Here is a 23611-nt window from a genome sequence, read left to right as displayed (position 1 = left end):
TAAATGAAAAAATGGATAATCTTAACCCCTATCATTGGTGTTCTCACCATTGGGATAACTGGATGCATCAACTATGAAACAATCGATCAGAAAGAACAAGTTCATGCTAAAAGTATCAAAAATATCAAAATTGATAGTGAATCGGATTTCAAGGAGATCATTTAAGGGTTTATACGACTGCAGGAAAGCAAATTCTTAGCAACATTGATGCTACGATTGATAGTGAAAGTACCGCTGGATCCATTGAGATTGACTCATGGAACAATATTAAAGGCAATAATCAAATTCAAGCAACGGCGGGCTCGATCAATGTAAGACTAGGACACAAACCCTCATCTTTATATGTCGATCTGGAGACAACTGCTGGAAGTATCTCTTTAGTAAAATAGGGGATGTTATCGACTTACTATAAATTCTAAGGAAGTGAGGTTATGAAAAAAAGAATCCTCATTCTGTTTAATTTTCTTATCATTGGATTAACGGGATGTATCCATTCTTAGGAAATCGATCAGAAAAAGCAATTGCCCGCAAAAAATATCAAACAGATCGAAATCGAAAGTGACTCAGCTCATATTAAATTACTTCCAAGTCAAGAAGAGCAAATAGTCGCACATCTAAAAGGGGAAATATCCAATCTAGATGCCAAATTGGAAGTAAACTCTTCTAATGATCATAGTTAGAAGTGCATGTTGATTCAGGAGATATCCATTTACTAAAATAAATACAGTGAAAATGTGATAGAAAACAATCCATAAAGATGCCCCAGAAGGGACTGTCATTCCTTTTGTGGTCATCTTTGATTCTTCATGATGGTCTTCAAACCAAGAAAATCTTATATGAATAATGTATTAAAACAATTATTAGTCTATAATTAATATTAATTATCTTAATAAAAGGAGGCTTGATGAGAATTTCTAATACCGTAATTGTGCAAAAAAGAATACCGATCAGAAAATGGCTTCCCATTTTGGCTATGTGTATGATTTATATCTTATTGTTTTTAGGCTCTTTTGGCTATTGGCTCTTATCGAAATCCCTTCCTTCTTTAAATGGTGAAATTTCGATTCAAGGATTGCAGGCGCCTGTAAAAGTTTGGCGGGACAAACAAGGTGTGCCACATATCGAAGCCAACAACTTACATGATCTTTTTATGGTACAAGGATATGTCACTGCACAAGACCGGTTATTTCAAATGGACTTAAGCCGTCGTCAAGCTTCTGGGACGCTTAGCGAAGTGATTGGAAGTAAAACCATTAACCAAGATCGCTTTTTTCGTACATTCGGGCTACATCGCGCGGCTATTGCTTCCTACTCCAAGTATCCAAAAGAATATCAAGACTATCTGAAGCAGTATGCAAAAGGTGTTAATGCTTATATTCAAGATGCTATAGCCAAAAGTAAACTTCCGATTGAATTTACTATTTTGGGTTATCAACCTAAACCTTGGACACCTATTGATTCTTTAACCATTGGAAAATATATGGCTTATGATCTAGGTGGACATTGGGAAGGGCAAGCTTTCCGCTACTATCTATTACAACGCTTCCCCAAAGAAAAAGCCCTTGATCTTTTCCCTTCCTATCCTGAACATGGACCTGATATTATCGAAAAGCTACAAACCCTGCAACTTGATCTTTCCAAAAGCTTTGCTTCAGCAGTCGTTCCACATCCGTTTAATGGAAGTAACAATTGGGTGATCTCAGGCGAAAAAAGTGTTTCTGGTAAACCCATGTTGGCAAATGATCCTCACCTAAGTTTAGCATCTCCGGCAATTTGGTATGAAACTCACTTAACATCACCGCAAGTGAATGTAAGCGGTGTCATTTTTGCGGGAGTGCCTGGAATCATTGTAGGTCATACTAAACATATTGCATGGGGTGTGACGAATGTTGGACCCGATGTACAAGATCTCTATATTGAAAAAAGAAATCCCAAAAACCAGAATCAGTTTTTATACCAAGGAAAATGGGAGAATGCCCAAATCATACATGAGAGAATCAAAGTGAAAGACGGAAAAGATATTATACTACCTATACAGATTACCAGACATGGTCCTATCATTTCTGAATTTGCTCATAGTCAAAAACCGGACACTGCTCTTTCCTTAAAGTGGACAGCACTCGAGCCTTCGACTGAATTACAAGCCATTTTATTATTTGCCCAAGCTAAAAATTGGAATGAATTTAAACAAGCACTAACCTATTTCCATGCTCCAGCACAAAATTTTGTTTTTGCATCCACTGATGGAACGATTGCATATCGTGCCAATGGAAAAATCCCGATTCGTAAAAAAGGGGATGGATTATTACCTGTGCCTGGTTGGACTGACGAATATGAATGGAAAGGTTACATCCCATGGGATCAGCTTCCTACATGGGTTAATCCAGAACAGGGCTTTATCGCTACAGCCAATAATCGAGTGATGGATCACTCTTATCCTTTTCATCTAACCCATACCTGGGCAGAGCCATACCGTCAATCTCGTATCATTGAAGTCTTACAAAGCAAAGAAAAATTAACAGTTGAAGATATAAAAAAATTGCAGGTTGATAATAAAAACTTGCAAGCAAAGGAGTTTAATCCTTTATTTGTGAACTTACTAAACAAACAATTATCCACACTAAGACCGATTGAGCAGCAAGCCCTAGCGCAGTTAAAAAGCTGGAATCTACAAGATGATAAAGAACTTGCTGCTCCTCTTATCTATCATATGTTAATGAACAAAATCGAAGAGTTCCTGTTTAAAAAGCAAATCGATCCACAGATGGACAAACTATTTGATGGAAAATTTGGAATTGTTTCACAACTGATTCAAAATGCTGCATCAGGAAAGGAAGGACCTTGGATCAAAGAAAAAGGTGGTTTGGAAAAAGTAGTGCTTGAATCTTTTAAGCAAGCGATCGATCAAATTACAGCCAAACAGGGAACCAACCCATCAGAGTGGAAGTGGGGAGAGTTTCATCAGATTACATTTGCACATCCCCTATCCTCTGTCAAACCACTTGATCTTCTATTCACCCCCCCCTCCTCACCTTTAAATGGAAGCCATATTACAGTTGGAGCTGCTGGTTGGAAGAAAACAGGTGAAGTGAACCATGGAGCAGCATGGAGAACAGTTGTAGATCTAGCCCATCCCTTACAAAGCTGGAATGTTGTAAGTCCCGGACAATCTGGGCAAGTATTAAGTCCGTGGTATCACAATCAAATCGATGATTGGGTAACCGGAAAACAGCACCTTACTTCCATGGAACCTAAGCAATATCAAGCAGATAGTGACTTACTCCTATTTACTCCAGAATAAAAAAGAATGAAAAAAACAGTTGACCCTTTTAAAATGGATCAACTGTTTTTCATTCTCTTTTTGTAGAGTTTTGCTTCTACGAAAAGTAGTATATAGTCTGTTCTGATCCTAGTATGGTAAGAAACTCCCACCTATACAGTTGGACGAAGCTCATTCAGTTGGATGAATCATAGCTTCTGGTCGCACTAGTTGTTCAAACTCTTGTTCTGATAAGAACCCGCTTTTAATCGCTGCTTCTTTTAAAGTAATTCCTTCGTTATATGCTAATTTAGCAATCATCGCTGCTTTTTCATAACCGATATGGGGATTAAGTGCAGTGACTAGCATTAGTGAGTCCTGTAAATATCCTTCAATCACTGCACGATTAGGTTTGATCCCTACGACACAATGCTCATCAAAAGATATCATCGCATCAGCAAGTAGTCTGGCTGACTGGAGAAAATTATAAATCAAGACGGGTTTAAACACATTTAACTCAAAATTACCTTGGCTAGCCGCAAATCCTACTGTCGCATCATTTCCCATCACTTGACAAGCAACCATCGTTAACGCTTCACTCTGCGTAGGATTGACTTTCCCAGGCATAATCGAACTACCTGGTTCATTTGCTGGAATCGTAATCTCCCCAATTCCACATCGTGGTCCACTTGCCATCCACCTGATATCATTCGCAATTTTCATCAGATCAGCAGCCAATGCTTTTAAAGCCCCATGAGTATAAACCATCGCATCATGACTGGTTAATGCATGAAATTTATTGGGTGCGGAAATAAAGTTTTTGCCTGTGATTCGGTTGATTTCGGCAACAACCATTTCTCCAAATTTCGGATGGGCATTGATCCCTGTACCGACAGCAGTTCCACCAATAGCCAGCTCTTTCATCGCTTCAACACTTTCTTGAATCATCTGTTCACTTTTTTCTAACATACGATACCAACCGCTTACTTCTTGTCCTAATGTTAAGGGAGTTGCATCTTGTAAGTGGGTTCGACCGATTTTTATAATATCTTTAAATTCATCCATCTTTTGATGTAAACTCTTTTTTAAGCGTTTGAGAGCTGGGAGCACTTGGTCTTCGATCATAAGTACACCTGCAATATGCATGGCTGTCGGAAAGGTATCATTTGAGCTTTGTGATCGATTAACATCATCATTCGGATGAAGCCGAATGTTCCTTCCATTTTTCCCCAATAATTCATTGGCTCGATGGGCAATGACTTCATTCACATTCATATTCGTCTGTGTACCACTACCCGTTTGCCAAACAACTAGTGGAAAATGTTCATTTAGTTCTCCTGCTATAATCTCATCTGCCACTGTAGCAATCACTTCAGCTTTATCTGCTTCCAGTTTCCCTAACTTCTGATTCACTACCGCCGCACTTTTTTTGATCATGGCAAAGGCAAGGATGACTTCAAGTGGCATTTTTTCCTTACCAATTTTAAAATTTTGGAGACTCCTTTGTGTTTGTGCCCCCCATAGCTTATCCGCTAATACTTTGACCTCACCTAGGGTATCTCGTTCAATCCGATATTTCATCTTTCTTCACATCCTTAACATGTAGCATATGATTACCTACATACTAACTTCCCGAGCTGCTGGGTTAATTTCAAATTTTCTTCAGGATCAACAAAGATTTCTACTAAAACCATTTCGTTTAACTGCAGAGCATGCTGCAAAGTTGGTTCTAATTCCTGCTGAGAATTTACACGCAATCCACTAATACCAAAGCTTTCAGCCAGTCGAACAAAATCCGGATTATTAAAATCAACTCCATAGCTTGCGTTAAAACGATTTCTAAGCTTCCAGTCAATTAAGCTATATTTACGATCATTTAGAACCAAGATGACAAAAGATAAACCAAGCCGTTTTGCTGTTTCAATCTCTGCCGCATTCATTAAAAAGCCACCATCCCCTGTAATACTAATTACCGGATCATTAGGACATGCTAGTTTCGCTCCGATGGCTCCAGGAATGGCAATGCCCATTGAGGCAAATCCATTGGAGATAATCACGCGATTGGGATAAGTTGGATGGAAATGGCGAGCAATCCAGATCTTATGTGCTCCTACATCTGAAACAACAATGGTATTCTCAGGAATTATTTTTTGAAGCTGAGAAAGAATGATTTGTGGCTTAATCGCAGCATGTTCCGGATTTGAAATGGATGTCGCTTCCACTCTAGCATCTTGTATTTCTTGCTTTAGCTTCTGTACTAGATCATTTTTGGGTCTCCATGTTTTTGCTCCTTTTAGATGGCTAGTTAAATATTTTAATGTCTCCTTAATGTCACCAACTAACTCCACTTCAGTCGGATAGTGTAAATCAACCTCTGCGGGTTGTGTATCGATATGAATGATTGGCTTAATCTGTTCATCATTCCAATACATCGGCAAATACTCTACGAAATCATACCCTACCGTAATGATTAAATCAGCCTCATGCACACCACATAAAACATAATCTTTTGCTTGTAGTCCCATCGTATATAAGTTTAAAACGTGATCAGGCGGGAGTACACCTTTCGCCATAAATGTATGGGTCACCGGGATATCCAAAGCTTCGGCAAATTTTCGCAGCTCCTCAGACGCAAGCTGTCGAATCACTCCATTCCCAGCAATAATCAAAGGCTTTTGACTCTGATGAATTCGTTTCAGTGCATGTTCCATCTCATGCGTAGATGGAATTGATTTGGGAAGTGGAGTTTTGGGAAGAGATTGTAATTCGATTTCTTCACTGGCTAGATCTTCAGGTAGTTCGATCAGAACAGCCCCCGGCTTCTCCATCTCGGCGAGCTTAAAAGCTTTTCGAACGATTTCGGGTAGGGTCTCTGCACGTTTAACTTCAACAGACCATTTTGTTACATGTTGAAACATCGAAACCAGATCAATATATTGATGAGATTCTTTGTGCATTCTCTCCATGCTAGCCTGTCCTGTAATCGCTACGACTGGAGCATGATCTAGATTAACATCCCCTATGCCTGTAATTAAATTGGTCGCCCCAGGACCCAATGTAGCTAAACAAACCCCTGCCTTACCTGTTAATCGTCCATAAACATCAGCCATAAAGGCCGCTCCCTGTTCATGACGAGCAGAAATAAATTGAATCTGGTTCGAAGAGGCAAGGGAATGAACCAAGTCAATATTTTCTTCGCCAGGGATACCAAAAATATACTGAACTCCTTCATTTTCCAAACATCGGACCATCACATCTGTCGCTTTCATATTCTTTACCTCCAGTGGAAGCTAACCAATTTTTCAACCATCATTTCCCGAATCGCGTACTGGATTCCTTCACGACCAATTCCACTATCTTTGATTCCACCATAAGGCATATGATCTAAGCGGAATGTAGGAATATCGTTAATTAAGACTCCACCCGTCTCAATTTGATGGATACAGGAAAATGCTGTACGAAGATCATGGGTATAAACGCCTGCATTTAACCCATAGCGCGAATCATTCACCCACCCAATAACTTCATCGAGATGATCATATGGTAAAACATTAACCACGGGTCCAAATACTTCTTGTTGAATTAACTTCGAATGATGCGGGACTTGAGTTAGGATCGCCGGAACCAACACATTCCCCTCTAACGTACCACCATAAACTAACTCTGCACCTGCTTGAACAGCCTCTTCAATCCAAGCGTGAATGCGATGAGCTGCCTTTTGATTGATTAAAGCTGTAATCATGGTATCTTCATCAAGAGGTGAGCCAATTTTTAATCGCTTGGTTCGTTCCACCAGCTCATGAAGAAATGCTTCATAAAGGGTATGATGAACATAAATCCGCTGAATCGAAATACAAACTTGACCATTATAAGAAAAGGCTCCTTCTACCACCCGGTCTATCATCCCTGATATCTCAGTACCTTGATCCACGATTAGCGCTGAATTGGACCCTAATTCTAGCGTAATTTTACGAAACTCCGCCATTTTATGAATCTCTTTCCCTACTTCAGGACTTCCTGTAAACGTCACCTTCTTGACATGAGGATGTGTCACTAATGTTTCTCCTAATTCAGGTCCACGTCCAGGGATAATATTAAGTACACCATCAGGTAGTCCCGCCTTCTGAAAAAGCTCTGCTAAAAAAAGTGCACTCAGCGGTGTCTTTTCTGCGGGCTTTAATACGATCGTGTTTCCCGCTGCAATCGCTGGCCCCACTTTATGAGCCACTAAATTAAAGGGGAAATTAAACGGAGTGATCGCTGTCACTACTCCCACTGGAAATCGAAGTGTAAAGCCAATGCGATTCTCTCCACCGATGGCTGCATCCATTGGGATTCTCTCTCCCACGATTCGTTTCGCCTCTTCTGCTGCAAACTGATAAGTTTGGATGGTACGATCCAGTTCGAGACGAGCATTACGAATCGGCTTAGCTGCCTCCATCGCGATAATACGAGCTGCTTCTTCCTTTCTTTGTTCTAAAAGATGAACCGCTTGATATAAAATTTCCGCTCGCTGATATGCTGGTATTTGTTTAAATGATAAAAATGCCTGATGAGCAACCTCAATGGCTTCTTTTGCATTCTCTTTAGTTGCTTGAGCTACTTTCGCAATAGCTTCTCCACTATACGGAGAAAGTAAAGATTCATAACGCTCAGCTTGTTTCCATTTACCACCGATCCATAGATGTCTTTGATCCATTTTCATTCTCCCTTTTGTCTGATTTAATTAATCTCGTATCAACGATTAGTCTTTCCTAGTTGTTCAAAGAATACCAGATACATCAATAAATACCTCTTCTTTTAGCATGTTTAAAAACCTTTGAAACGGAAATCATGGAAACATGGATTGGAAAAATATAACATCAAAAAAAGAAAAAACTTACTACTCCACTAACATCCTTGATCTAAAAGGAGCTTGAGTTATGTCTCAATTAGGACACTATACTGAAGCAATCATAATTGGCATATTATTCGGCTTAATCGCGCGTATTTGGATGCTACGTACCGATTATCGCCAATATCCAACTTATCCGCATGGATATATTATTCATCTTTCCTTAGGATTAATTGCTGCAGCGCTGGGTGCAGTAGCCGTCCCTGCTTTGCTTGAAAAAGACTTTACAGCCGTTACTTTCCTCACCGTTGCAGCTCAGCAATTTCGCGATGTTCGAAACATGGAAAGGGAGATGTTACTTAACTTAGATGAGATGGAACTCGTACCTCGTGGTAAAAGCTATATTGAAGGGATTGCCATGGTTTTTGAGGGACGTAACTATCTCACTATTTTCACTTCCCTACTCACTTCACTGGCAGCGGTTCTATTTAAATCATGGTGGAGTGGATCAATTGTAGGGATCATCGTTCTTTTACTCATTCGGTTCATTAAATCTGGGCAGGTCATTCGGGAAATTGCCGATGTAAGCGAAGGAGAAATTCGCATCGAAGGACCTAATTTATATGTAGATGATATCTATATCATGAATATCGGACTTGATGATAATAAAAAGCATATTTTAGAAAACGCATTAGGAGTCGTCTTAAAACCGAAAAATGCGAGTGGGCGGGTTACTTTAGGAAATATGGGACAGAGACAGGCAATTATTCATAATGTATCCACAATCTTAGGGGTTTATCGTGACACAGGCGAGCCCGCCCTCCTTCCACTAGCTAAACGCGATTTAAAGGATGGAAGGTTAGGGATCTTTTTGCTTCCACAAGATCGAAATATCAAAGAGGTGTTTGAAGTGATCAATCTAACTCCCGTCTTAGAGGGTGCAGTTCGTCAGCCAACTCAAGCTCAAAATTAGTGAAATGGAAGGAACAAAAACAATGGAAAGCAAAATTTTAGCCGTTATTACCATGGAACCTGATAATATCGCTGGTGGTGCCCCCATTTTTAAGGTACAAAATCGTGAAGAATTACAACAAACCTCCTTCACCTTAGAAAAAATTTTAGATGCCAACGCTCATGAAGTGAATTCCCAAACGATGATCCTAGTTCGACATTAACCTTCATGATGTGAAATCGGTCAAAAAACACAAAGTATCCCTTGTTTCCTAGCAAAAGAAATAAGAGCTACTTTGTGTTTCCCCCTATGTTACGAGAGGGACACTTTTTACTTAGGTCAACTCAGAAGAATATAGGTAATTATTATAAGCATTGAAAGTACTTTCCATCCTCTGTATTTTGGTTTATCTCACTATTTAAAAATATTTTCTTTATATTTGATCTAAGCATATGTTGTTTACTTTGGGGCACTTTAAATACTGTGAAAATCTGAAGGAGGTGAATGCTGTTGCCATCCAAAAAACCAACTTAATTCGGTTTTTGGAGGAACAGTGATCAATATGCAACCGTTTAATATGAATCCCAATGAAGCTCCACAAAAAAATATACATGGTGGCACCGTTCAATTGAACCACGGTGGTCACGAAGTGAATGACATGCATGAAGTATTGGATGCAGCCATCAATGTACTTAACGAGTACATGATTCATTATCCATCTGTCAAAGACCCTGAGTTAAAACAAATGATGGACAGACAGTATCGCTTTATGGTAGATGAGTACAACATGCTTGTTCAATGTTTCTCCACAGGACAAGATCCTGCTCATGGTACTAAGAGTTATCAAATGACACAAAGTAATGAAACCATTACCTATGGCTTAAAACCTTCTCAACCGAAGAAACCGATTCAATCCACAGCTGAAGTCAATGACAGCCATATCGCCGGACACTTAATCGGACTGATCAAAGCAGCTACAAGCGGCAAAACCATGGCTGCATTTGAAGTAACCAACCCAGTCGTACGTCGTGTACTTCAGGATAGCATTCCAAACTGTATCGAAATGGGTTACGAGCTTTTCTTATGGCAAAACAAGCATGGACACTACCAAGTACCACAATATACAGCCCAAGATACCCAAGCGATTTTACAATCTTTTGCACCTGCAACAGGAGCATCACTATCACCAACTGGACAAATGCTCCAATAAACCAATAAAAAAAAGCGCCTCTGTTTGAAACAGGTGCGCTTTTTTTATGACAACATTAACATTTATCACCATAACGACAAAGACAAGCCCATGTATTTTTAACTTTTCTTGGGCAATACTCCATCTCTCTACCTAACATTCTAAATACCAGTTTGGCGGTTCTGGATCAGGGTGTTCAAATAACAAATTGACTTCTGGTACTACATCTGTTTGATATCGCTTAGCTAATTCTTGACAAGTCGTCGTTATACCAACGGCACTTGCACCTTCTAATCTTATTAAAGGCATTGACAACTACCTTTCATCAGATAAATTAATAACTACCTATTTCCTTCATTTCATCAATCTGTCGTCACATTACCCATATACATATTACCTAACGGACTCCGTTTATTATTATATGCCTTAGCTGTGGTTCCGTTCGCAGCATTCACAACATATCCTGTAGGTTCATCAAGGTAAACCGAATTATTGTTAAATTCCGCGTTAATCCCCCAGCTAGGAAGTTGTTGATGAAGTTGAAACGCATCTTTGATGTTCGTGTTATTGTCACGATATCCTGTATTCCCATCAACCTTCACGTCATTCCCTTTCACATCGATAAAACTGTCTGCATAGTTAACCCCACTGATTCCTGCACCATAAAAAATGTTGCCACTTACAATGGTTCCAGTCGTTCCTTCTTTAATATCGATATGCTCAGCCCGTACGTTAGGACCGATTACATTATTACGAATCGTATTATGGTCCGCTGATGGAGCATAAGTATTCCATTTCCCTTTATCTGATCCGACATAAACTCCTTCTCCATAACCGGGGTTTACGATTCCTGTGTTATAAATTTGAGAATTTTGCAGAATATTATGTGAACTACCATCACGAAAATGGATCGCTTCCATTCCGATGTTAAAGACTTCTACTCCGTCAATCAAAGTATGATTGGCGTTATCTAGCATCAGTCCTTTTTGTGCATTTTGTATCTTTACATTTTTTACAATCCAATAATCTCCTAAAATCGTCAGTGCATACCCGGTTCCTGTCCCATAACCTTTCAACGTAGACTTATTCACTGGGTCTTCACTTTCCAATATAATGTGGGCTGTCGCGGTTCCATCCACTTTCCCTTTAAATACTCCAGAAAAAGTAGTATTGGCAGCGAGAACAATCCGATCTCCTGGCTGTGCATTGGCTAAAGCTTTCGAAAGTTCAGCTGCCGAACTTACACGAGTAGTACGAGTTGCATTAGCGGCATGTGCAACACCAGCATTGAATTGGCATACAAAAAAGACTACCAGAAACATGGAGATGATCATCATGTTCAAATTCGTACGTACCACCGATTTTTCCTCCCTTTTCAAATGTTAAGACATTCTTATAAAGAGATTACCCGCTTAATGAACCTCTTATCGCTTTAAATCGAGCAATCATCTTCATAACATGATGTCCTCCGTATTCATTGGATTAATGTAACCTTCTCTTTTAAATATAGGAAGCTTTGACTTTAGTCCCACCACAATCGCACAAACAGTACAACTTCTACGGCTTCCATAAAATCTTCGATACTTCCAAATCCTTGATCTACAATATCTGGACAAAACCGATAACAGTCCTCACAAAATGCTCGTAAATCATTAGGTAATTGAATAAAGTCAAATAAAACCGTATCTGTTTCAGCTTGGAGGATGTCAATCCCAAATTGCTGATGATACTGAGATAACTTGGTAATTAAATCTTCTGTATTGATGTTATAATTGGCTGCATCAGTTCGAGCAATGCGTAGTATATCCCATTGACTTTTTCCATAGCCGATAACTAATTCCACACCATGATGCCGTTCTTCTCCTAGCCAATTTGTTGTCCCTACGAACATAACCAAATCCTTTGGAAGTTTTTCGCGATATTGTAATACCAAATGAAATCCTGTTTCAAGTGAATCTACCAAAAACGACACCTGTTGTTCATCCTTTTGTCTTCCAAAGTCATAAGTAGAATATGGTCTTGCCTTTTGTCCTAACTCCTCTTCTAACCATGCACTTGTTGTAAGTAATGAATTCATTTCTTTCCCCTTCTCCCTATGTACTTTCATTATAATAATCAGAACTTATGTTCCTATTATACTCTATTAAACTATCTTTTTAAAGGATCAAACAAAAACAAAAGGTGCCTATCGATGATAGACACCAAGCCGTTTAATTTTTATATTTGATATTCTCTTAGACTCCAGCCGTTTTAATATCTTCATCTACGACTATCTGGTCATTTGCTTGATAAGTTTTCGTATCCAGTTCTTTGGTGATTTTACTGGTAAGAAGCCCAGCTGTCATACTTCCACTAACATTAACTGCTGTACGCCCCATATCAATCAGCGGTTCGACTGAAATGAGCAATCCTGCTAAACCAATCGGTAAATTCATGGTCGATAACACGAGGAGAGCTGCAAATGTTGCCCCACCACCAACACCAGCAATACCGAATGAGCTAATCGCTACTACTGCAATTAAAGTAAAAATAAAAGAAGGAGTTAACGGATCGATTCCCACCGTTGGGGCAATCATAACTGCAAGCATCGCTGGATAAACGCCTGCACATCCATTTTGCCCGATCGAAAGTCCGAACGAACCCGCAAAGTTAGCGATTCCTTCCGGAACTCCTAGTTTATCAGTCTGGGTTTTTACATTCAGTGGTAGAGTTCCTGCACTACTACGCGAACTAAAGGCGAATAGAAAGACTGGCAATGATTTTTTTACATAGGTGATTGGGTTTAATTTGGCTAAGGTTAATAAGAGCAAATGAATCACAAACATAATAATTAGCGCCACATACGAAGCAACTACAAACTTTCCTAATTTGTAAATCGCACTATAATCACTCGTCGCTAACACTTTGGTAATAATCGCTAAGATCCCATATGGCGTAAGGCGTAAGACCAGAGTAACCACTCTCATAATCCATGTATAGAAGGTCTCTACGATTTTTACCATTCGGTCCGCATGTTCAGGATTTTTCCGTTTAACCCCGAGAAATGCAAAGCCTAGAAAAGCGGCAAAAATCACGACCGCAATCGTCGAAGTAGGACGTGCACCTGTAAAGTCTAGAAAGGGATTTGCTGGTAATAGCTCAAGTAATTTTTGTGGTAATGTTAAATCTTTAATCTCACCAAATTGTTGCTCCAACTCGGTTGCACGAGCTGTTTCTGCGTCTGTTTGTTGAATTTGAACAGCTTCCAAATTAAAAGCAGTGGATGTAGCAATCGAAATAGCCGCTGCAATCGCTGTAGTAGCTACTAAAATACCAATGATAAGTCCACTAATTTTCCCTAAATTATTCGTTAGCTTTAGCTTGGTAAAAGCGGATAAGATCGAAATAAACACCAGTGGAATAACGATCATTTGTAGTAGTTTAATATAACCTTTTCCTACAATATTAAACCATTCCATTGTTGTTTTAATAACTTCTGATTTGGTTCCATATACGAATTGGAGTATAAGGCCAAAAGCAATTCCAAGCCCTAAGGCAATAAATACACGTTTTGAAAAAGAAATATGTTTTTGTTGTAGCTTATATAAAAATAGAATAAGCAATAGTAAAAATGCGATATTTACCACGATCCAAAGTGTGGTCACCTTTTTTCCTCCATTCCCGATGAATTTAATATAGATTACTTATCTATTTATATTACAATAATACCCATCAGTCAACTATGTTTTAAATAAAAGATTATTCTAAATATCTGGATTGTTATTTTATAAGATAGTAGATTGATGTAAAAATAATATTCCCTGTTGATAGAATGGAGAAACAAATCCTTCACTCATCGATGATTATCCTTTTATACCATTACCATCGAAAGATATATCATTTTAGTGATGGCTGTTTATTCGTAAAATTCCATTTGTAACCGCTTAGGGAAAGCTAACTTGTCTGAACTGAGTGGCTTTATGTCTTTCACAGCTAAAAATGGATACTCCGCAGTAGGTGGACAAGAACTGAATCCCTATCAACTCCACCATATGGAAATCAATGATCCTAGTGGTTCCAGTAGTGGCTCAGCCATTTCAGTAGCAGCTGATTTCGCTTCTATCTCAGTAGGTACGGACACCATCGATTCTGTTATCAACCTAGCAAGTAAACAATCGCTGATTGGATTTAAGCCAACGATGGGTATTCTTAGTCAATCGGGACTTCTTAAACTATCAACTACCTTTGATACTGCCGGATTGATCACAAGAAATATCAAGAACGTTGCCTGATGTTAAATGAAATGGATTCACAGACCATTAATTATACAGCACTATTAAAGAAAAATGGTTAAAGGAAAAAGAATAGGAATTTCCAAAGGATATTTTGAAAAACAAAAAATCGATGTAAGCCTTAGCATTGGGTCTAACCCGTCACCGATTAGTGCGGCAGGTTCATTCCCTATTGTTACCATCCCAGCCGGATATGAGAAAAATGGTTCTCCCTTTGGCATTACTTTCCACGGTCCCAAATACACTGATCAGAAACTATAATGAAGTAGCAGAATTGTCCAATAAAAGGATATCAAATCTTTTTAGTGAGAATGATTTCTGAGTAATCAATATAAAATATTTATATACAAGAGCCGTTGGCCTCCTCGTATGCCAACGGCTCTTGTAATAATATGCTATCAACCCTACTAATAATCTAAAAAGTCAAATATAAAAAAATCCCCATGTTTGACTTTTTAGTTAAAGTTACAATTCATCTTTTTTATTCCGTTTATTACACCTTAAACCGAAGAGATTTCTAATCAAGCCAATAATTCTTTCCCAAACATTTCAATCATAGCGCTGATTGGGGAACTCAGAAAACCATTTTTTGTAACGATCATTCTCTTCTCTAAGGAATCGATTTTCTTCCTCTAACTGCCTTTTATCAAAGATCGCTTGATCACGTTCAATTTTTAGGCTTTTAATACTTTGAGTGAATTTATCCAAAAAGTCGATTTCCTCTTGTTCTATACTTTCTTGAACGGTTTGCTCTATTTTTTCTCGTTGTTTCATGTTTACACTTTGGGCTTCGACTAACCCAGATCCTATATTTAAATCTGTTGGATTTCCATTTCCCAACTCGACCCATTCACTTTTTTTGTCATCTTCCTGCGATAAGACCTCTTCAAATTTAACGAAAAACTCACAAATTTCATCACGGTTTATTTCACCATAAAGATTAATAAAATCATCAATCGGATAATGAAATAGAATTTTTTTATCTTCTAAAATTCGAATCTCTTTATGGTTATGATCTGAATCATTTAACACTTGTAATACTTCTATCTCATAAGAACTTGGAAAAATCTCCGCATTTTGCATATCTGATATCAACTGTTTGATCCCTTGGTAATGTTTTATTTCTAGTATTTTGGCATCAAATTTAACTGTTTGATAGTTTTCATTGATCCATTCATCAATAAACTCTCTTATTTCTTCAAGCGACACAAATGCTCCCTCCTTAAAGTAATACAATACCTGTATACTCCAAGATCAAAATCTTCACAGTAGGACATTAGCTGATAAAACAGCTCCACCGATAGGACAGTGTATTTCAACATTCCTACTAATAAAGGAGCTTATAATTTTACAGTCTCTCTATCATTTATATTCCCTTGACATTATTCTCTAATCCTAAAATTAATTTATTTCTCTTTTTTGAGTTAAAAACCATATCCTCATCACAACTACGATACACTTTAACCTTAAGTGGCTTACATATCACCCCAAGCAAAGATATTAATTAACAATATTCATGAAATAATTAAATATTTACTCAAAAACATTGCTTCTTGTGAACGCTTTCATCTTATTGTATAATTTCATTAAATAAATTTACGTATATTTTCATATTTTTATTTAATAAAATAAGCTTTAACTAGAAGGAGGGTAAACATTGAGTCAACAGAATAACCTAAAAAGAGACTTAAAAGACAGACACATTCAATTAATCGCTATTGGTGGAGCTATCGGTGTTGGACTATTCTTAGGCTCAGCTAAGTCTATTCAAGTAGCAGGTCCTTCTATCATGATCTCCTATGCACTTGCTGGTATAATCATCTTTTTTATCATGCGTGCTTTAGGAGAGCTTATCCTATACCGCCCTGTTTCTGGATCTTTTAGTAAGTATGCTGAAGAATTCGTTGGTCCTTGGGCTGGATTCTTTACTGGTTGGAGCTATTGGTTTATGTGGATTGTAACTGGAATGGCTGAAATTACAGCAGTCGGTCAATATATGACGAAATGGTTTCCACACCTGCCACCATGGATTCCCGCACTCATGGCTTTGATTTTTGTTTATGTTATTAACCTCATCGCTGTGAAACTTTTTGGAGAGTTTGAATTCTGGTTTGCCTTAATTAAAGTTGTGACCATTATTGCCCTGATTGCCATTGGACTGGTTATTATTGCATTCGGTCTAGGCAACATTAAACCAACAGGAATTTCAAATATCTGGGCACATGGTGGATTATTCCCTAAAGGTTTTATGGGGATGTTACTTTCACTACAAATGGTTGCTTTCGCCTTCCAAGGGGTAGAACTTGTAGGGGTTACAGCAGGGGAGGCCCAAGATCCACAAAAATCGATCCCTTCAGCTATTAATAAAGTTCTCTGGCGGATTATGATTTTCTATGTCGGTGCTTTGTTTATTATCATGTCAATCTATGCTTGGAACCAATTAGACCCAACACAAAGTCCTTTTGTTGTGACATTTGAAAAGATCGGTATCCCTTATGCTGCGGATATTATTAACTTTGTTGTTCTTACTGCAGCACTGTCTTCCTGTAATAGTGGTGTCTTTAGTACTGGACGGATGTTACACTCCTTAGGGGAATCCAAACAAGCACCAGCTGCTTTTGCTAAGTTAAATAAACGTCAAGTTCCTTCTTTCGGCTTAACTGTATCCAGCATTGCGTTATTAATTGGAGTTGTTTTGAACTACCTAGTACCAGAGAAAGCTTTTGTCTACGTCACAAGTACAGCTTTGATCGGGAGTATTTGGACATGGGGTATGATTGTGTTTGCCCACATGAAATACCGAAAAGCAGTTAAAGAAAAAGGATTACCAGAAGTATCTTATCGATTACCTGGTGCACCTGTTACCAACTGGATTGTTCTTTTATTCCTCGGACTGATCGTGGTCATGTTAGGTATGGACAAAGATACTCGTGTTGCTTTATATGTGGCTCCAATCTGGTTCGCGATCTTAACGGTGGGCTATTTATATACTAAAAATAAAAATAAGAAGACAGAGACATCTTCCAAAGAAAAAACAGGATAAATCTTAAGAACGATGGAGTCTAGCAATCATATGCTAGACTCTTTTTATTTAGCTTAGATGACATTCTCTATGTCAATCAAATTGCTTTCCTATTCACTCCCCTATCTTTGATCCTTTCATAAAATTTCTTAAGGATTACACTTATAGAGGCATTGTCTCTTTGGAAAAAGTCATTCCTTACACAAAAACGATTCTCGGTATCAATCTAGGAATGATTTAGATTTTTAGCTTTAGTAGATAAGGATTACGATCATAATATGACTAGTCCATTTTTATTTAATATCATTTTCTTCTTGCATTAAGTGTATTAAGTGATATAATACACTTAAAACATAATATACAAAGTCCTCTTGATTGGAGGAATGCTTATGAAAGAACACAAGGTTGGCTCTATCCGGCTGCGGATTGACTTTAGTCAACCAATTTATGAACAGATCTTAGATCAGATACGTAATGCCATTGCCAAAGGGGAGATTCAATTGGGAGAAAAGATTCCCTCCGTTCGACAAATGGCTCATGAGTTAAAGATCAATCCCAATACAGTAATGAGAGCCTATCGAGAATTAGAACGAGCTGGCCTAACGGAAAAGCGCAGGGGTCAAGGAACATTTATTACTGCCTCTGATGAATATGTTAAAAAATTTAAAACCAAGCTATTGGAACAATATATTGATGAGTTCCTTGAAAATATTGAAGGTCTTGGTTTTTCATGGGCAGATGTTGAAGAGTATGTATGCAAGGCAAAAAGGGAAGGAAAATGAATCAGTACAACCCATTCGAAACATTTTTGAAATCTAACACAAAATCAAAAACCAGTTTATGATTTGACATCAAGGAGGAATTCAAATCATGGGAACCATTTTAAAAGTAGACCGTTTAGAGAAAACATATGGAGAGAAAAAAGCTTTACAGAACGTCTCCTTCACTGTGAGTCAAGGAACATGCTTCGGTTTGCTCGGCCCGAATGGGGCTGGCAAATCGACAACGATGAAGATTCTTACAGGAATTATTCAGGCTGATGGAGGAAATATCCATATATTCGGAAAGGATATAAAAAAACAATCCAAAGCGATCCTACATCAGATCGGCTATGTTCCTCAATCCATTACATTATATGAACAGTTAAGCGCCTATGATAATCTAGTTTTTTTTGGTGAGATGTACGGTGTGTATGGTCAACCATTGAAACAACGAATTGCTGAAGCTTTGGAACAAACAGGTTTAAGTGATCGTGCCAAAGATGCGATAAAAACTTTTTCTGGTGGAATGAAGCGACGAATCAATATCGCAGCAGCACTTTTACACCGCCCTAAGTTACTGATTCTTGATGAGCCTACTGTAGGGATTGATCCGCAATCGAGAAACCATATCTTTCAGATGATTCGCTCTCTCATTAAAGAAGGGATGACCATTATCTATTCCACCCACTACATGGAAGAAGTAGAGGCATTATGTAACGACATTGCCATCATCGATCACGGAAATGTCATTACACAAGGTCCTTTAAATGAATTACTTGAAAAGTATAGTCAAAAGGCTGTCTATATCGAGGCTGAAGGTTTATCTGGGATACCTCAATTAAATAACGTTACAAAAATTTATGAAGAAGGCCAAGGTTGGGTCTTAGAAACAGATACGATTACTGAAACCATGGCCAAAATTCTCCACTTAGCATCCAGAAATAACTGGCATTTAAAAAGACTCGAAATGATCCGACCTTCACTCGAAAATGTATTTTTATCTCTAACAGGTACAAAGTTGCGCGATTAGATTATTCCGATTATTTTATGTGCGGAATATATAGGGAATATTGATAAATTTCTTCTTAGTTATGTGATTAAGCCAAAAAATACATTCATTGGAGATTTTTTCATCGAAGAGACCCTACTAGTTCTTCTGGATCGAAACTAGAAACACCATTAATTACATTGATAAAGAAGGGATTAGCTATGAGAACATTGATTCGTAAGGAATTAAAAATTATGTTTAAAGAAAAAGGAACATTTTTTTGGTTAATCGGTTTACCCATCATTTTCATCGTGTTATTTGCTTCTATTTTTGGAAATAGCGATCAAACCTTAACTATTCATTATCTGGATCAAGATCGTTCTGCTCTATCCAAGACATTTATAAAACAAATAGAAAAAATGAAGGGATTCAAACTACAAGAAGAAACATCAAAGCCTATGGAAGAACAAGTCCAAGATATTAAAAATGGGAAACTTTCATCACTCGTTGTTATTCCTCGTGGATTCGAGAAAAAGATGAAATCAGGGATTCATACCCAAATTCTTCTCTATCGTGATGTCACTTCAGATCAAACAGTAGCCTCGATTCGAGCCATTCTGCAAAATATGAGCAGCCAATATCGTGAAATCAAATTACAGGATAGTCTGTTGGCTATGGGAAAAACCAAAGCAGAGGTGACTAAAACCCTTCAATCTCCTATTTCTATCAAAGAGATAAGTCAACATAGTACCAAAGTGGATATCATTACTCAAGTTATTCCTGGATTCACAGTGATGTTTGTCTTCTTTATCATGATCAATATGATACAGCGCTTTTTTAAAGAAAAGGATTCAGGTATGATCGCCCGACTTCAGAGTACGGCGATCAATCCCATCCATTACTTACTAGGAATGTGGATACCATTTGTGATTGCCGTCCTTGTTCAATGTACAACACTCATCTCCTTCGGTTATTTTGTCTATGATTTAAAATTAGGTAATGTTCTAGCGATCATGCTTTTGGTTCTCTGTTTAAGCTTATGTGGAACTGGAATCGGTCTAGCAGTTACTTTCCTAATTAGTGGAGAAAACCAAGGAGTAGTTCTCGCCCAATTATTTTCAATGGGGACTGCCATGGTGGCTGGACTTTGGATGCCGATCGAGTTACTTCCATCCTTTGCACAGATGATTGGTAAATTTACTCCACAATATTGGGCACAACAAGGGTTTCAAGATGTGATGCTGCGTGGTGCAGATATCAGTGATATTTGGATAAGCTTAATGATACTAATAGCTTATGGATTAGTTGGCCTGATCATCGCGCTCATTTGTTTTCCGAGATTTATCCGTTCCGCCACAAACTAATATTTTAACAAAATAAGACTCCAATATGGGAGTCTTATTTTGCTTATTGATAAAAGTTCTAAAATGGTGATTTATTTTGTTGCGTTATAACATTCCATTGCAAATAACCATAGTTTATAATATTATTCTATATATATAAAATAGTCAAAAAAAGGATGTTTCAAGTGCATAAACCCATTTTTCTAAAAGGCGGTAATCTGATTGATGGAAATGGATTTATATTGAAAAGCGCAGGTATTATCATAGATGGAGAACGAATTAGCCAAGTAGGACCTTTAAGCGAACTCACGATTCCAAAGGATGTGGAAGTGATTGATACAAGCGAATATACCCTTATGCCTGGTTTAATCGATGCCCATATGCATTTGTTTGGTGTAACTTCTCTAAACTTGGCAGTCGCTTTTCTAGAGCCAAATGAAGTCCTGCTTGGACGAGCCTTAACGGATTTACCTAAATTGATCAACGCAGGTTTTACAAGTGTAAGAGATGTCGGAAGCCCTGTTACTATCTATATCAAACAGCTGATCCAAGAGGGGTTATATCAAGGACCACGTATAAAAACCGCTTATAAAATGCTCACACAAACAGCCGGACATGGTGATCTTCATATGCTTCCTTTAGAGTTTAATAAAAATCGGGTTTGTGATGGCGTAGATGATTGCCGAAAAGCAGCTAGAGAACAGTTCCGATCTGGTGCCGATTTCATTAAAATATGCTCTACAGGAGGTGTATTATCGGAAAAAGATGACCCTCGTTTTTCTCAATTCACCATTGATGAAATCAAAGCGATTGTATACGAAGCAGAAGCAGTTGGCTCTTTTGTCGCTTCCCATGCCCAAGGTACACAAGGGATCAAAAATGCTCTAATCGCTGGAGTTAAAACGATTGAACATGGAATCTTCATCGACGATGAAGGGATCGAGCTAATGCTTAAGAGGGATGCCATTCTAGTTCCCACTCTCTCCATCGTACATCGACTTATTACCGAAGGCAAAAATCATGGTGTACCCGAATTCGGATTAAGAAAATCCAAAAAAGTTTATGAAATTCATCAGATCAATATGCGAAAAGCATATGAAGCAGGGGTTCAAATGGCTATCGGATCTGATTTTGTAGGCTGTTCACCTGTTCCTCATGGGGAAAATGCCTTAGAACTAGATCTATTTGTGAATGATCTTGGATTTAGTCCGATGGAGGCAATCGTAGCCAGCACCAAAACAGCCGCTAAAGCTATGGATATGGAAGATGAGATTGGAACGATCGAAGTAGGAAAATACGCAGACATTCTTGTCGTATCAGGAAATCCAGCCGAAAATATAAAAGTTTTATTAGATACGAATAACATCAAAAAAGTATTTGTGGGTGGGAAGTTACTAAAAGATATATAAAATGGCTTTGTGGGACATAAACAGCCTGTGAATGAAGGCGGAGGGATTCAATGCGTTTTTTTCACATTTTGAAAAAACATGGATTCTCTTTAGTAATTACGAACTATATAGCTATGATTATCGTTTTGCTTCTATTTTCTCTTTTTTATGCGTTAATCTATTTCATCGCAGGACTACTAACACCTGATTTCTCACCTTTCGATCTTCTCTCGTTTTTACTAGCACCTATTTGGATGATTATAAAACTCATCGTTGAAATTTTCCTAAAAATTTTCCTAATGATTTTTGGATCTTTGGCTCTCTTTTTGATTCTTTCTCTCCTATCTATCACCATTCTTTTTTCTACCTCTGTTTCTAATGCACTCAGAGCAGTTAAAGGTGCTTCGATATATAAGTTTTTTAGCTTAGAATGGTTTGGTATATGCATTTTCGTCATAGCTATCCTTATTATTAATTTTATTTTACTACTCATTTTTGACATCATAAATATGTCTGTTTGGATTCGATTTTCTTGTTTAATTCTCTTTAACACTCTTTTTCTTCCCATTTCGGTCGATATATTATTTGATGAAAAAGATGACCCAAAAAAGATACAATCAAAGTCATCATTTTCTTTGCGAAGTTTTATCACTTATCTCTTCATTGGACTGCTTTTTTGCTTACAATACAGTATTTATATGCTAATTCCTATTTATTTGGAAGATGGACTCAATAAGATAATTGATATTGCTATGAAGCAAATGGATTGGCGATATATCTTGAATCATATTCAATTGAAATATATTTTTATTTATATTTTACTTGTACCTCCTGTCACAGCCATTTTATCCCTCTTTAGCGTCTACTACCGTGTTAAGCGAATTCGATCTAAAGTCAGTGTTTCATAAATGAATATTACTAGGGCAAAAGGATTGAAGTACTGTCCTTTTGCCCTAGTAACAATCTATCGGATTTTTCAACTTAACTTATAAATTGTTTTTCGCAAATTAACGAATTTTATTAAATCTCCTTTCATAAAAGTGATCTTGTCTATTTTTACAACTCATAAATAACTTCTAAATGATCCAAGTTTTTTAGTATAAAAAGTTATTGAAGAGTATTATTTATTAAGAGCTCTATTTCTTTACTAATTAAAGGTTCAAGTAAAATGACATAACTAAATTTTAATCGCTTTAATTTAAAATGTCTTCTTTTTAAAATATCTCCATCCCAAATATCTATAAAAAGTAAAGGTAAAAAAATACCTTAGTAAAGTCTATAGACTTTACTAAGGTATTTTTAAGATTGCCTGGCAATGACCTACTCTCCCAGGGGTCTGCACCCCAAGTACCATCGGCGCTGAAGGGCTTAACTGTCGTGTTCGGGATGGGAACGAGTGGAACCCCTTCGCTATAATCACCAGACGTTTCCCAGAATCTGTGATTCTGGGACAATATTCAGATGTGTGAATCACACACCTTGAAAATTAGAAAGGAAATGAAGTCAGAGTGAGAGTAAGTAGGTTAAGCCCTCGACCGATTCGTATCCGTCAGCTAAACACATTGCTGTGCTTACACCTCGGACCGATCCACCTCGTCATCTAC

The 23611-nt window shown here is 37.8% G+C and carries 21 protein-coding genes and 2 rRNA genes; 12 read left to right on the top strand and 11 right to left on the bottom strand.

Annotation, left to right across the window (positions count from 1 at the left end; genetic code table 11):
- The first annotated feature begins 3 nt into the window (after nt 1–3).
- The 3 genes from DL897_RS18415 (at nt 4) to DL897_RS17360 (ending at nt 3301) form a co-directional block, all read left to right on the top strand.
- Nucleotides 4–165: a hypothetical protein gene (locus DL897_RS18415; protein WP_168188867.1), complete on the top strand. Its 162-nt coding sequence runs from the start codon at nt 4–6 to the stop codon at nt 163–165.
- Nucleotides 166–521: 356 nt separating this feature from the next.
- Nucleotides 522–680, top strand: coding sequence for a hypothetical protein (locus DL897_RS18410; protein ID WP_168188866.1), 159 nt, complete (start codon nt 522–524; stop codon nt 678–680).
- A 224-nt stretch (nt 681–904) separates the two neighbouring features.
- Nucleotides 905–3301 carry a penicillin acylase family protein gene (locus DL897_RS17360; protein WP_113660381.1) on the top strand — a complete coding sequence of 799 codons (2397 nt, stop codon included), beginning with the start codon at nt 905–907 and terminating at the stop codon, nt 3299–3301.
- Nucleotides 3302–3451: 150 nt separating this feature from the next.
- Here the strand turns inward: DL897_RS17360 and fumC are convergent, their stop codons facing one another.
- From fumC to DL897_RS17345, 3 genes are read right to left on the bottom strand one after another with little or no spacing between them, the layout of a single operon-like run.
- Nucleotides 3452–4840, bottom strand: coding sequence for a class II fumarate hydratase (gene fumC, locus DL897_RS17355; protein ID WP_113660380.1), 1389 nt, complete (start codon nt 4838–4840; stop codon nt 3452–3454).
- A 32-nt stretch (nt 4841–4872) separates the two neighbouring features.
- Nucleotides 4873–6528 carry an acetolactate synthase large subunit gene (locus tag DL897_RS17350; protein ID WP_113660379.1) on the bottom strand — a complete coding sequence of 552 codons (1656 nt, stop codon included), beginning with the start codon at nt 6526–6528 and terminating at the stop codon, nt 4873–4875.
- 5 nt (nt 6529–6533) lie between these two features.
- Nucleotides 6534–7964 (bottom strand): aldehyde dehydrogenase family protein, encoded by a 1431-nt coding sequence (locus DL897_RS17345; protein ID WP_113660378.1) that lies wholly within the window; start codon nt 7962–7964, stop codon nt 6534–6536.
- Nucleotides 7965–8181: 217 nt separating this feature from the next.
- Between DL897_RS17345 and DL897_RS17340 the strand changes: the two genes are divergently transcribed.
- From DL897_RS17340 to DL897_RS17330, 3 genes are all read left to right on the top strand, one after another.
- Complete coding sequence (locus DL897_RS17340; protein WP_113660377.1) at nt 8182–9066, top strand: YIEGIA family protein; 885 nt, start codon at nt 8182–8184, stop codon at nt 9064–9066.
- Nucleotides 9067–9088: 22 nt separating this feature from the next.
- On the top strand, nt 9089–9268 hold the full coding sequence (locus tag DL897_RS17335) for a capping complex subunit for YIEGIA (RefSeq protein WP_113660376.1): 180 nt from the start codon (nt 9089–9091) through the stop codon (nt 9266–9268).
- Nucleotides 9269–9607: 339 nt separating this feature from the next.
- Nucleotides 9608–10255 (top strand): spore coat protein, encoded by a 648-nt coding sequence (locus tag DL897_RS17330; RefSeq protein ID WP_420824150.1) that lies wholly within the window; start codon nt 9608–9610, stop codon nt 10253–10255.
- A gap of 132 nt (nt 10256–10387) precedes the next feature.
- Here the strand turns inward: DL897_RS17330 and DL897_RS18405 are convergent, their stop codons facing one another.
- The 4 genes from DL897_RS18405 to DL897_RS17315 all read right to left on the bottom strand — a co-directional run bounded on the left by DL897_RS18405 (nt 10388) and on the right by DL897_RS17315 (nt 13878).
- Nucleotides 10388–10543 (bottom strand): hypothetical protein, encoded by a 156-nt coding sequence (locus DL897_RS18405; RefSeq protein WP_168188865.1) that lies wholly within the window; start codon nt 10541–10543, stop codon nt 10388–10390.
- A 53-nt stretch (nt 10544–10596) separates the two neighbouring features.
- Nucleotides 10597–11592, bottom strand: a complete 996-nt coding sequence (locus DL897_RS17325) for a right-handed parallel beta-helix repeat-containing protein (protein WP_113660375.1) — start codon at nt 11590–11592, stop codon at nt 10597–10599.
- A 164-nt stretch (nt 11593–11756) separates the two neighbouring features.
- Nucleotides 11757–12311: a DUF4253 domain-containing protein gene (locus DL897_RS17320; protein ID WP_168188864.1), complete on the bottom strand. Its 555-nt coding sequence runs from the start codon at nt 12309–12311 to the stop codon at nt 11757–11759.
- A 157-nt stretch (nt 12312–12468) separates the two neighbouring features.
- Nucleotides 12469–13878, bottom strand: a complete 1410-nt coding sequence (locus tag DL897_RS17315) for an L-cystine transporter (RefSeq protein ID WP_113660373.1) — start codon at nt 13876–13878, stop codon at nt 12469–12471.
- Nucleotides 13879–14145: 267 nt separating this feature from the next.
- Between DL897_RS17315 and DL897_RS17310 the strand changes: the two genes are divergently transcribed.
- A complete protein-coding gene (locus tag DL897_RS17310) occupies nt 14146–14505 on the top strand; it encodes an amidase family protein (protein WP_276308605.1) in 360 nt (119 codons plus the stop codon).
- 549 nt (nt 14506–15054) lie between these two features.
- Here DL897_RS17310 and DL897_RS17300 read toward each other — a convergent pair.
- Nucleotides 15055–15714: a hypothetical protein gene (locus DL897_RS17300; RefSeq protein ID WP_113660370.1), complete on the bottom strand. Its 660-nt coding sequence runs from the start codon at nt 15712–15714 to the stop codon at nt 15055–15057.
- 448 nt (nt 15715–16162) lie between these two features.
- Between DL897_RS17300 and DL897_RS17295 the strand changes: the two genes are divergently transcribed.
- From DL897_RS17295 to DL897_RS17275, 5 genes are all read left to right on the top strand, one after another.
- Complete coding sequence (locus DL897_RS17295; protein WP_113660369.1) at nt 16163–17548, top strand: amino acid permease; 1386 nt, start codon at nt 16163–16165, stop codon at nt 17546–17548.
- Nucleotides 17549–17916: 368 nt separating this feature from the next.
- Nucleotides 17917–18309 carry a GntR family transcriptional regulator gene (locus DL897_RS17290; protein ID WP_113660368.1) on the top strand — a complete coding sequence of 131 codons (393 nt, stop codon included), beginning with the start codon at nt 17917–17919 and terminating at the stop codon, nt 18307–18309.
- Between the two features lie 97 nt (nt 18310–18406).
- On the top strand, nt 18407–19318 hold the full coding sequence (locus DL897_RS17285) for an ABC transporter ATP-binding protein (RefSeq protein ID WP_206186546.1): 912 nt from the start codon (nt 18407–18409) through the stop codon (nt 19316–19318).
- A gap of 179 nt (nt 19319–19497) precedes the next feature.
- Nucleotides 19498–20640 (top strand): ABC transporter permease, encoded by a 1143-nt coding sequence (locus DL897_RS17280; RefSeq protein ID WP_113660366.1) that lies wholly within the window; start codon nt 19498–19500, stop codon nt 20638–20640.
- Nucleotides 20641–20804: 164 nt separating this feature from the next.
- Nucleotides 20805–22028 carry a metal-dependent hydrolase family protein gene (locus DL897_RS17275; protein ID WP_168188863.1) on the top strand — a complete coding sequence of 408 codons (1224 nt, stop codon included), beginning with the start codon at nt 20805–20807 and terminating at the stop codon, nt 22026–22028.
- 157 nt (nt 22029–22185) lie between these two features.
- Here the strand turns inward: DL897_RS17275 and DL897_RS18035 are convergent, their stop codons facing one another.
- From DL897_RS18035 to DL897_RS17260, 3 genes are all read right to left on the bottom strand, one after another.
- On the bottom strand, nt 22186–22659 hold the full coding sequence (locus tag DL897_RS18035) for a hypothetical protein (protein WP_145962242.1): 474 nt from the start codon (nt 22657–22659) through the stop codon (nt 22186–22188).
- Between the two features lie 655 nt (nt 22660–23314).
- Nucleotides 23315–23431 (bottom strand): 5S ribosomal RNA (rrf, locus tag DL897_RS17265).
- A gap of 95 nt (nt 23432–23526) precedes the next feature.
- Nucleotides 23527–23611: ribosomal RNA gene (locus tag DL897_RS17260) — 23S ribosomal RNA — on the bottom strand; the annotation flags it as partial.

Source organism: Thermoflavimicrobium daqui, from assembly GCF_003313465.1.
In the GTDB taxonomy this organism is placed as follows: Bacteria; Bacillota; Bacilli; order Thermoactinomycetales; family Thermoactinomycetaceae; genus Thermoflavimicrobium; species Thermoflavimicrobium daqui.
Note: the sequence above shows the minus strand (reverse complement) of the source record. Positions and strands in the feature narration are given on the sequence as shown.

What these genes read in the sequence shown, in the direction of transcription:
- DL897_RS17345 (WP_113660378.1), bottom strand. Translation starts at nt 7,964, where the DNA reads ATGAAAATGGATCAAAGACATCTATGGATCGGTGGTAAATGGAAACAA.
- DL897_RS17350 (WP_113660379.1), bottom strand. Translation starts at nt 6,528, where the DNA reads ATGAAAGCGACAGATGTGATGGTCCGATGTTTGGAAAATGAAGGAGTT.
- DL897_RS17320 (WP_168188864.1), bottom strand. Translation starts at nt 12,311, where the DNA reads ATGAATTCATTACTTACAACAAGTGCATGGTTAGAAGAGGAGTTAGGA.
- DL897_RS17340 (WP_113660377.1), top strand. Translation starts at nt 8,182, where the DNA reads ATGTCTCAATTAGGACACTATACTGAAGCAATCATAATTGGCATATTA.
- DL897_RS18405 (WP_168188865.1), bottom strand. Translation starts at nt 10,543, where the DNA reads ATGCCTTTAATAAGATTAGAAGGTGCAAGTGCCGTTGGTATAACGACG.
- DL897_RS17290 (WP_113660368.1), top strand. Translation starts at nt 17,917, where the DNA reads ATGAAAGAACACAAGGTTGGCTCTATCCGGCTGCGGATTGACTTTAGT.
- DL897_RS17360 (WP_113660381.1), top strand. Translation starts at nt 905, where the DNA reads ATGAGAATTTCTAATACCGTAATTGTGCAAAAAAGAATACCGATCAGA.
- DL897_RS17335 (WP_113660376.1), top strand. Translation starts at nt 9,089, where the DNA reads ATGGAAAGCAAAATTTTAGCCGTTATTACCATGGAACCTGATAATATC.
- fumC (WP_113660380.1), bottom strand. Translation starts at nt 4,840, where the DNA reads ATGAAATATCGGATTGAACGAGATACCCTAGGTGAGGTCAAAGTATTA.
- DL897_RS17280 (WP_113660366.1), top strand. Translation starts at nt 19,498, where the DNA reads ATGAGAACATTGATTCGTAAGGAATTAAAAATTATGTTTAAAGAAAAA.
- DL897_RS18415 (WP_168188867.1), top strand. Translation starts at nt 4, where the DNA reads ATGAAAAAATGGATAATCTTAACCCCTATCATTGGTGTTCTCACCATT.
- DL897_RS17330 (WP_420824150.1), top strand. Translation starts at nt 9,608, where the DNA reads ATGCAACCGTTTAATATGAATCCCAATGAAGCTCCACAAAAAAATATA.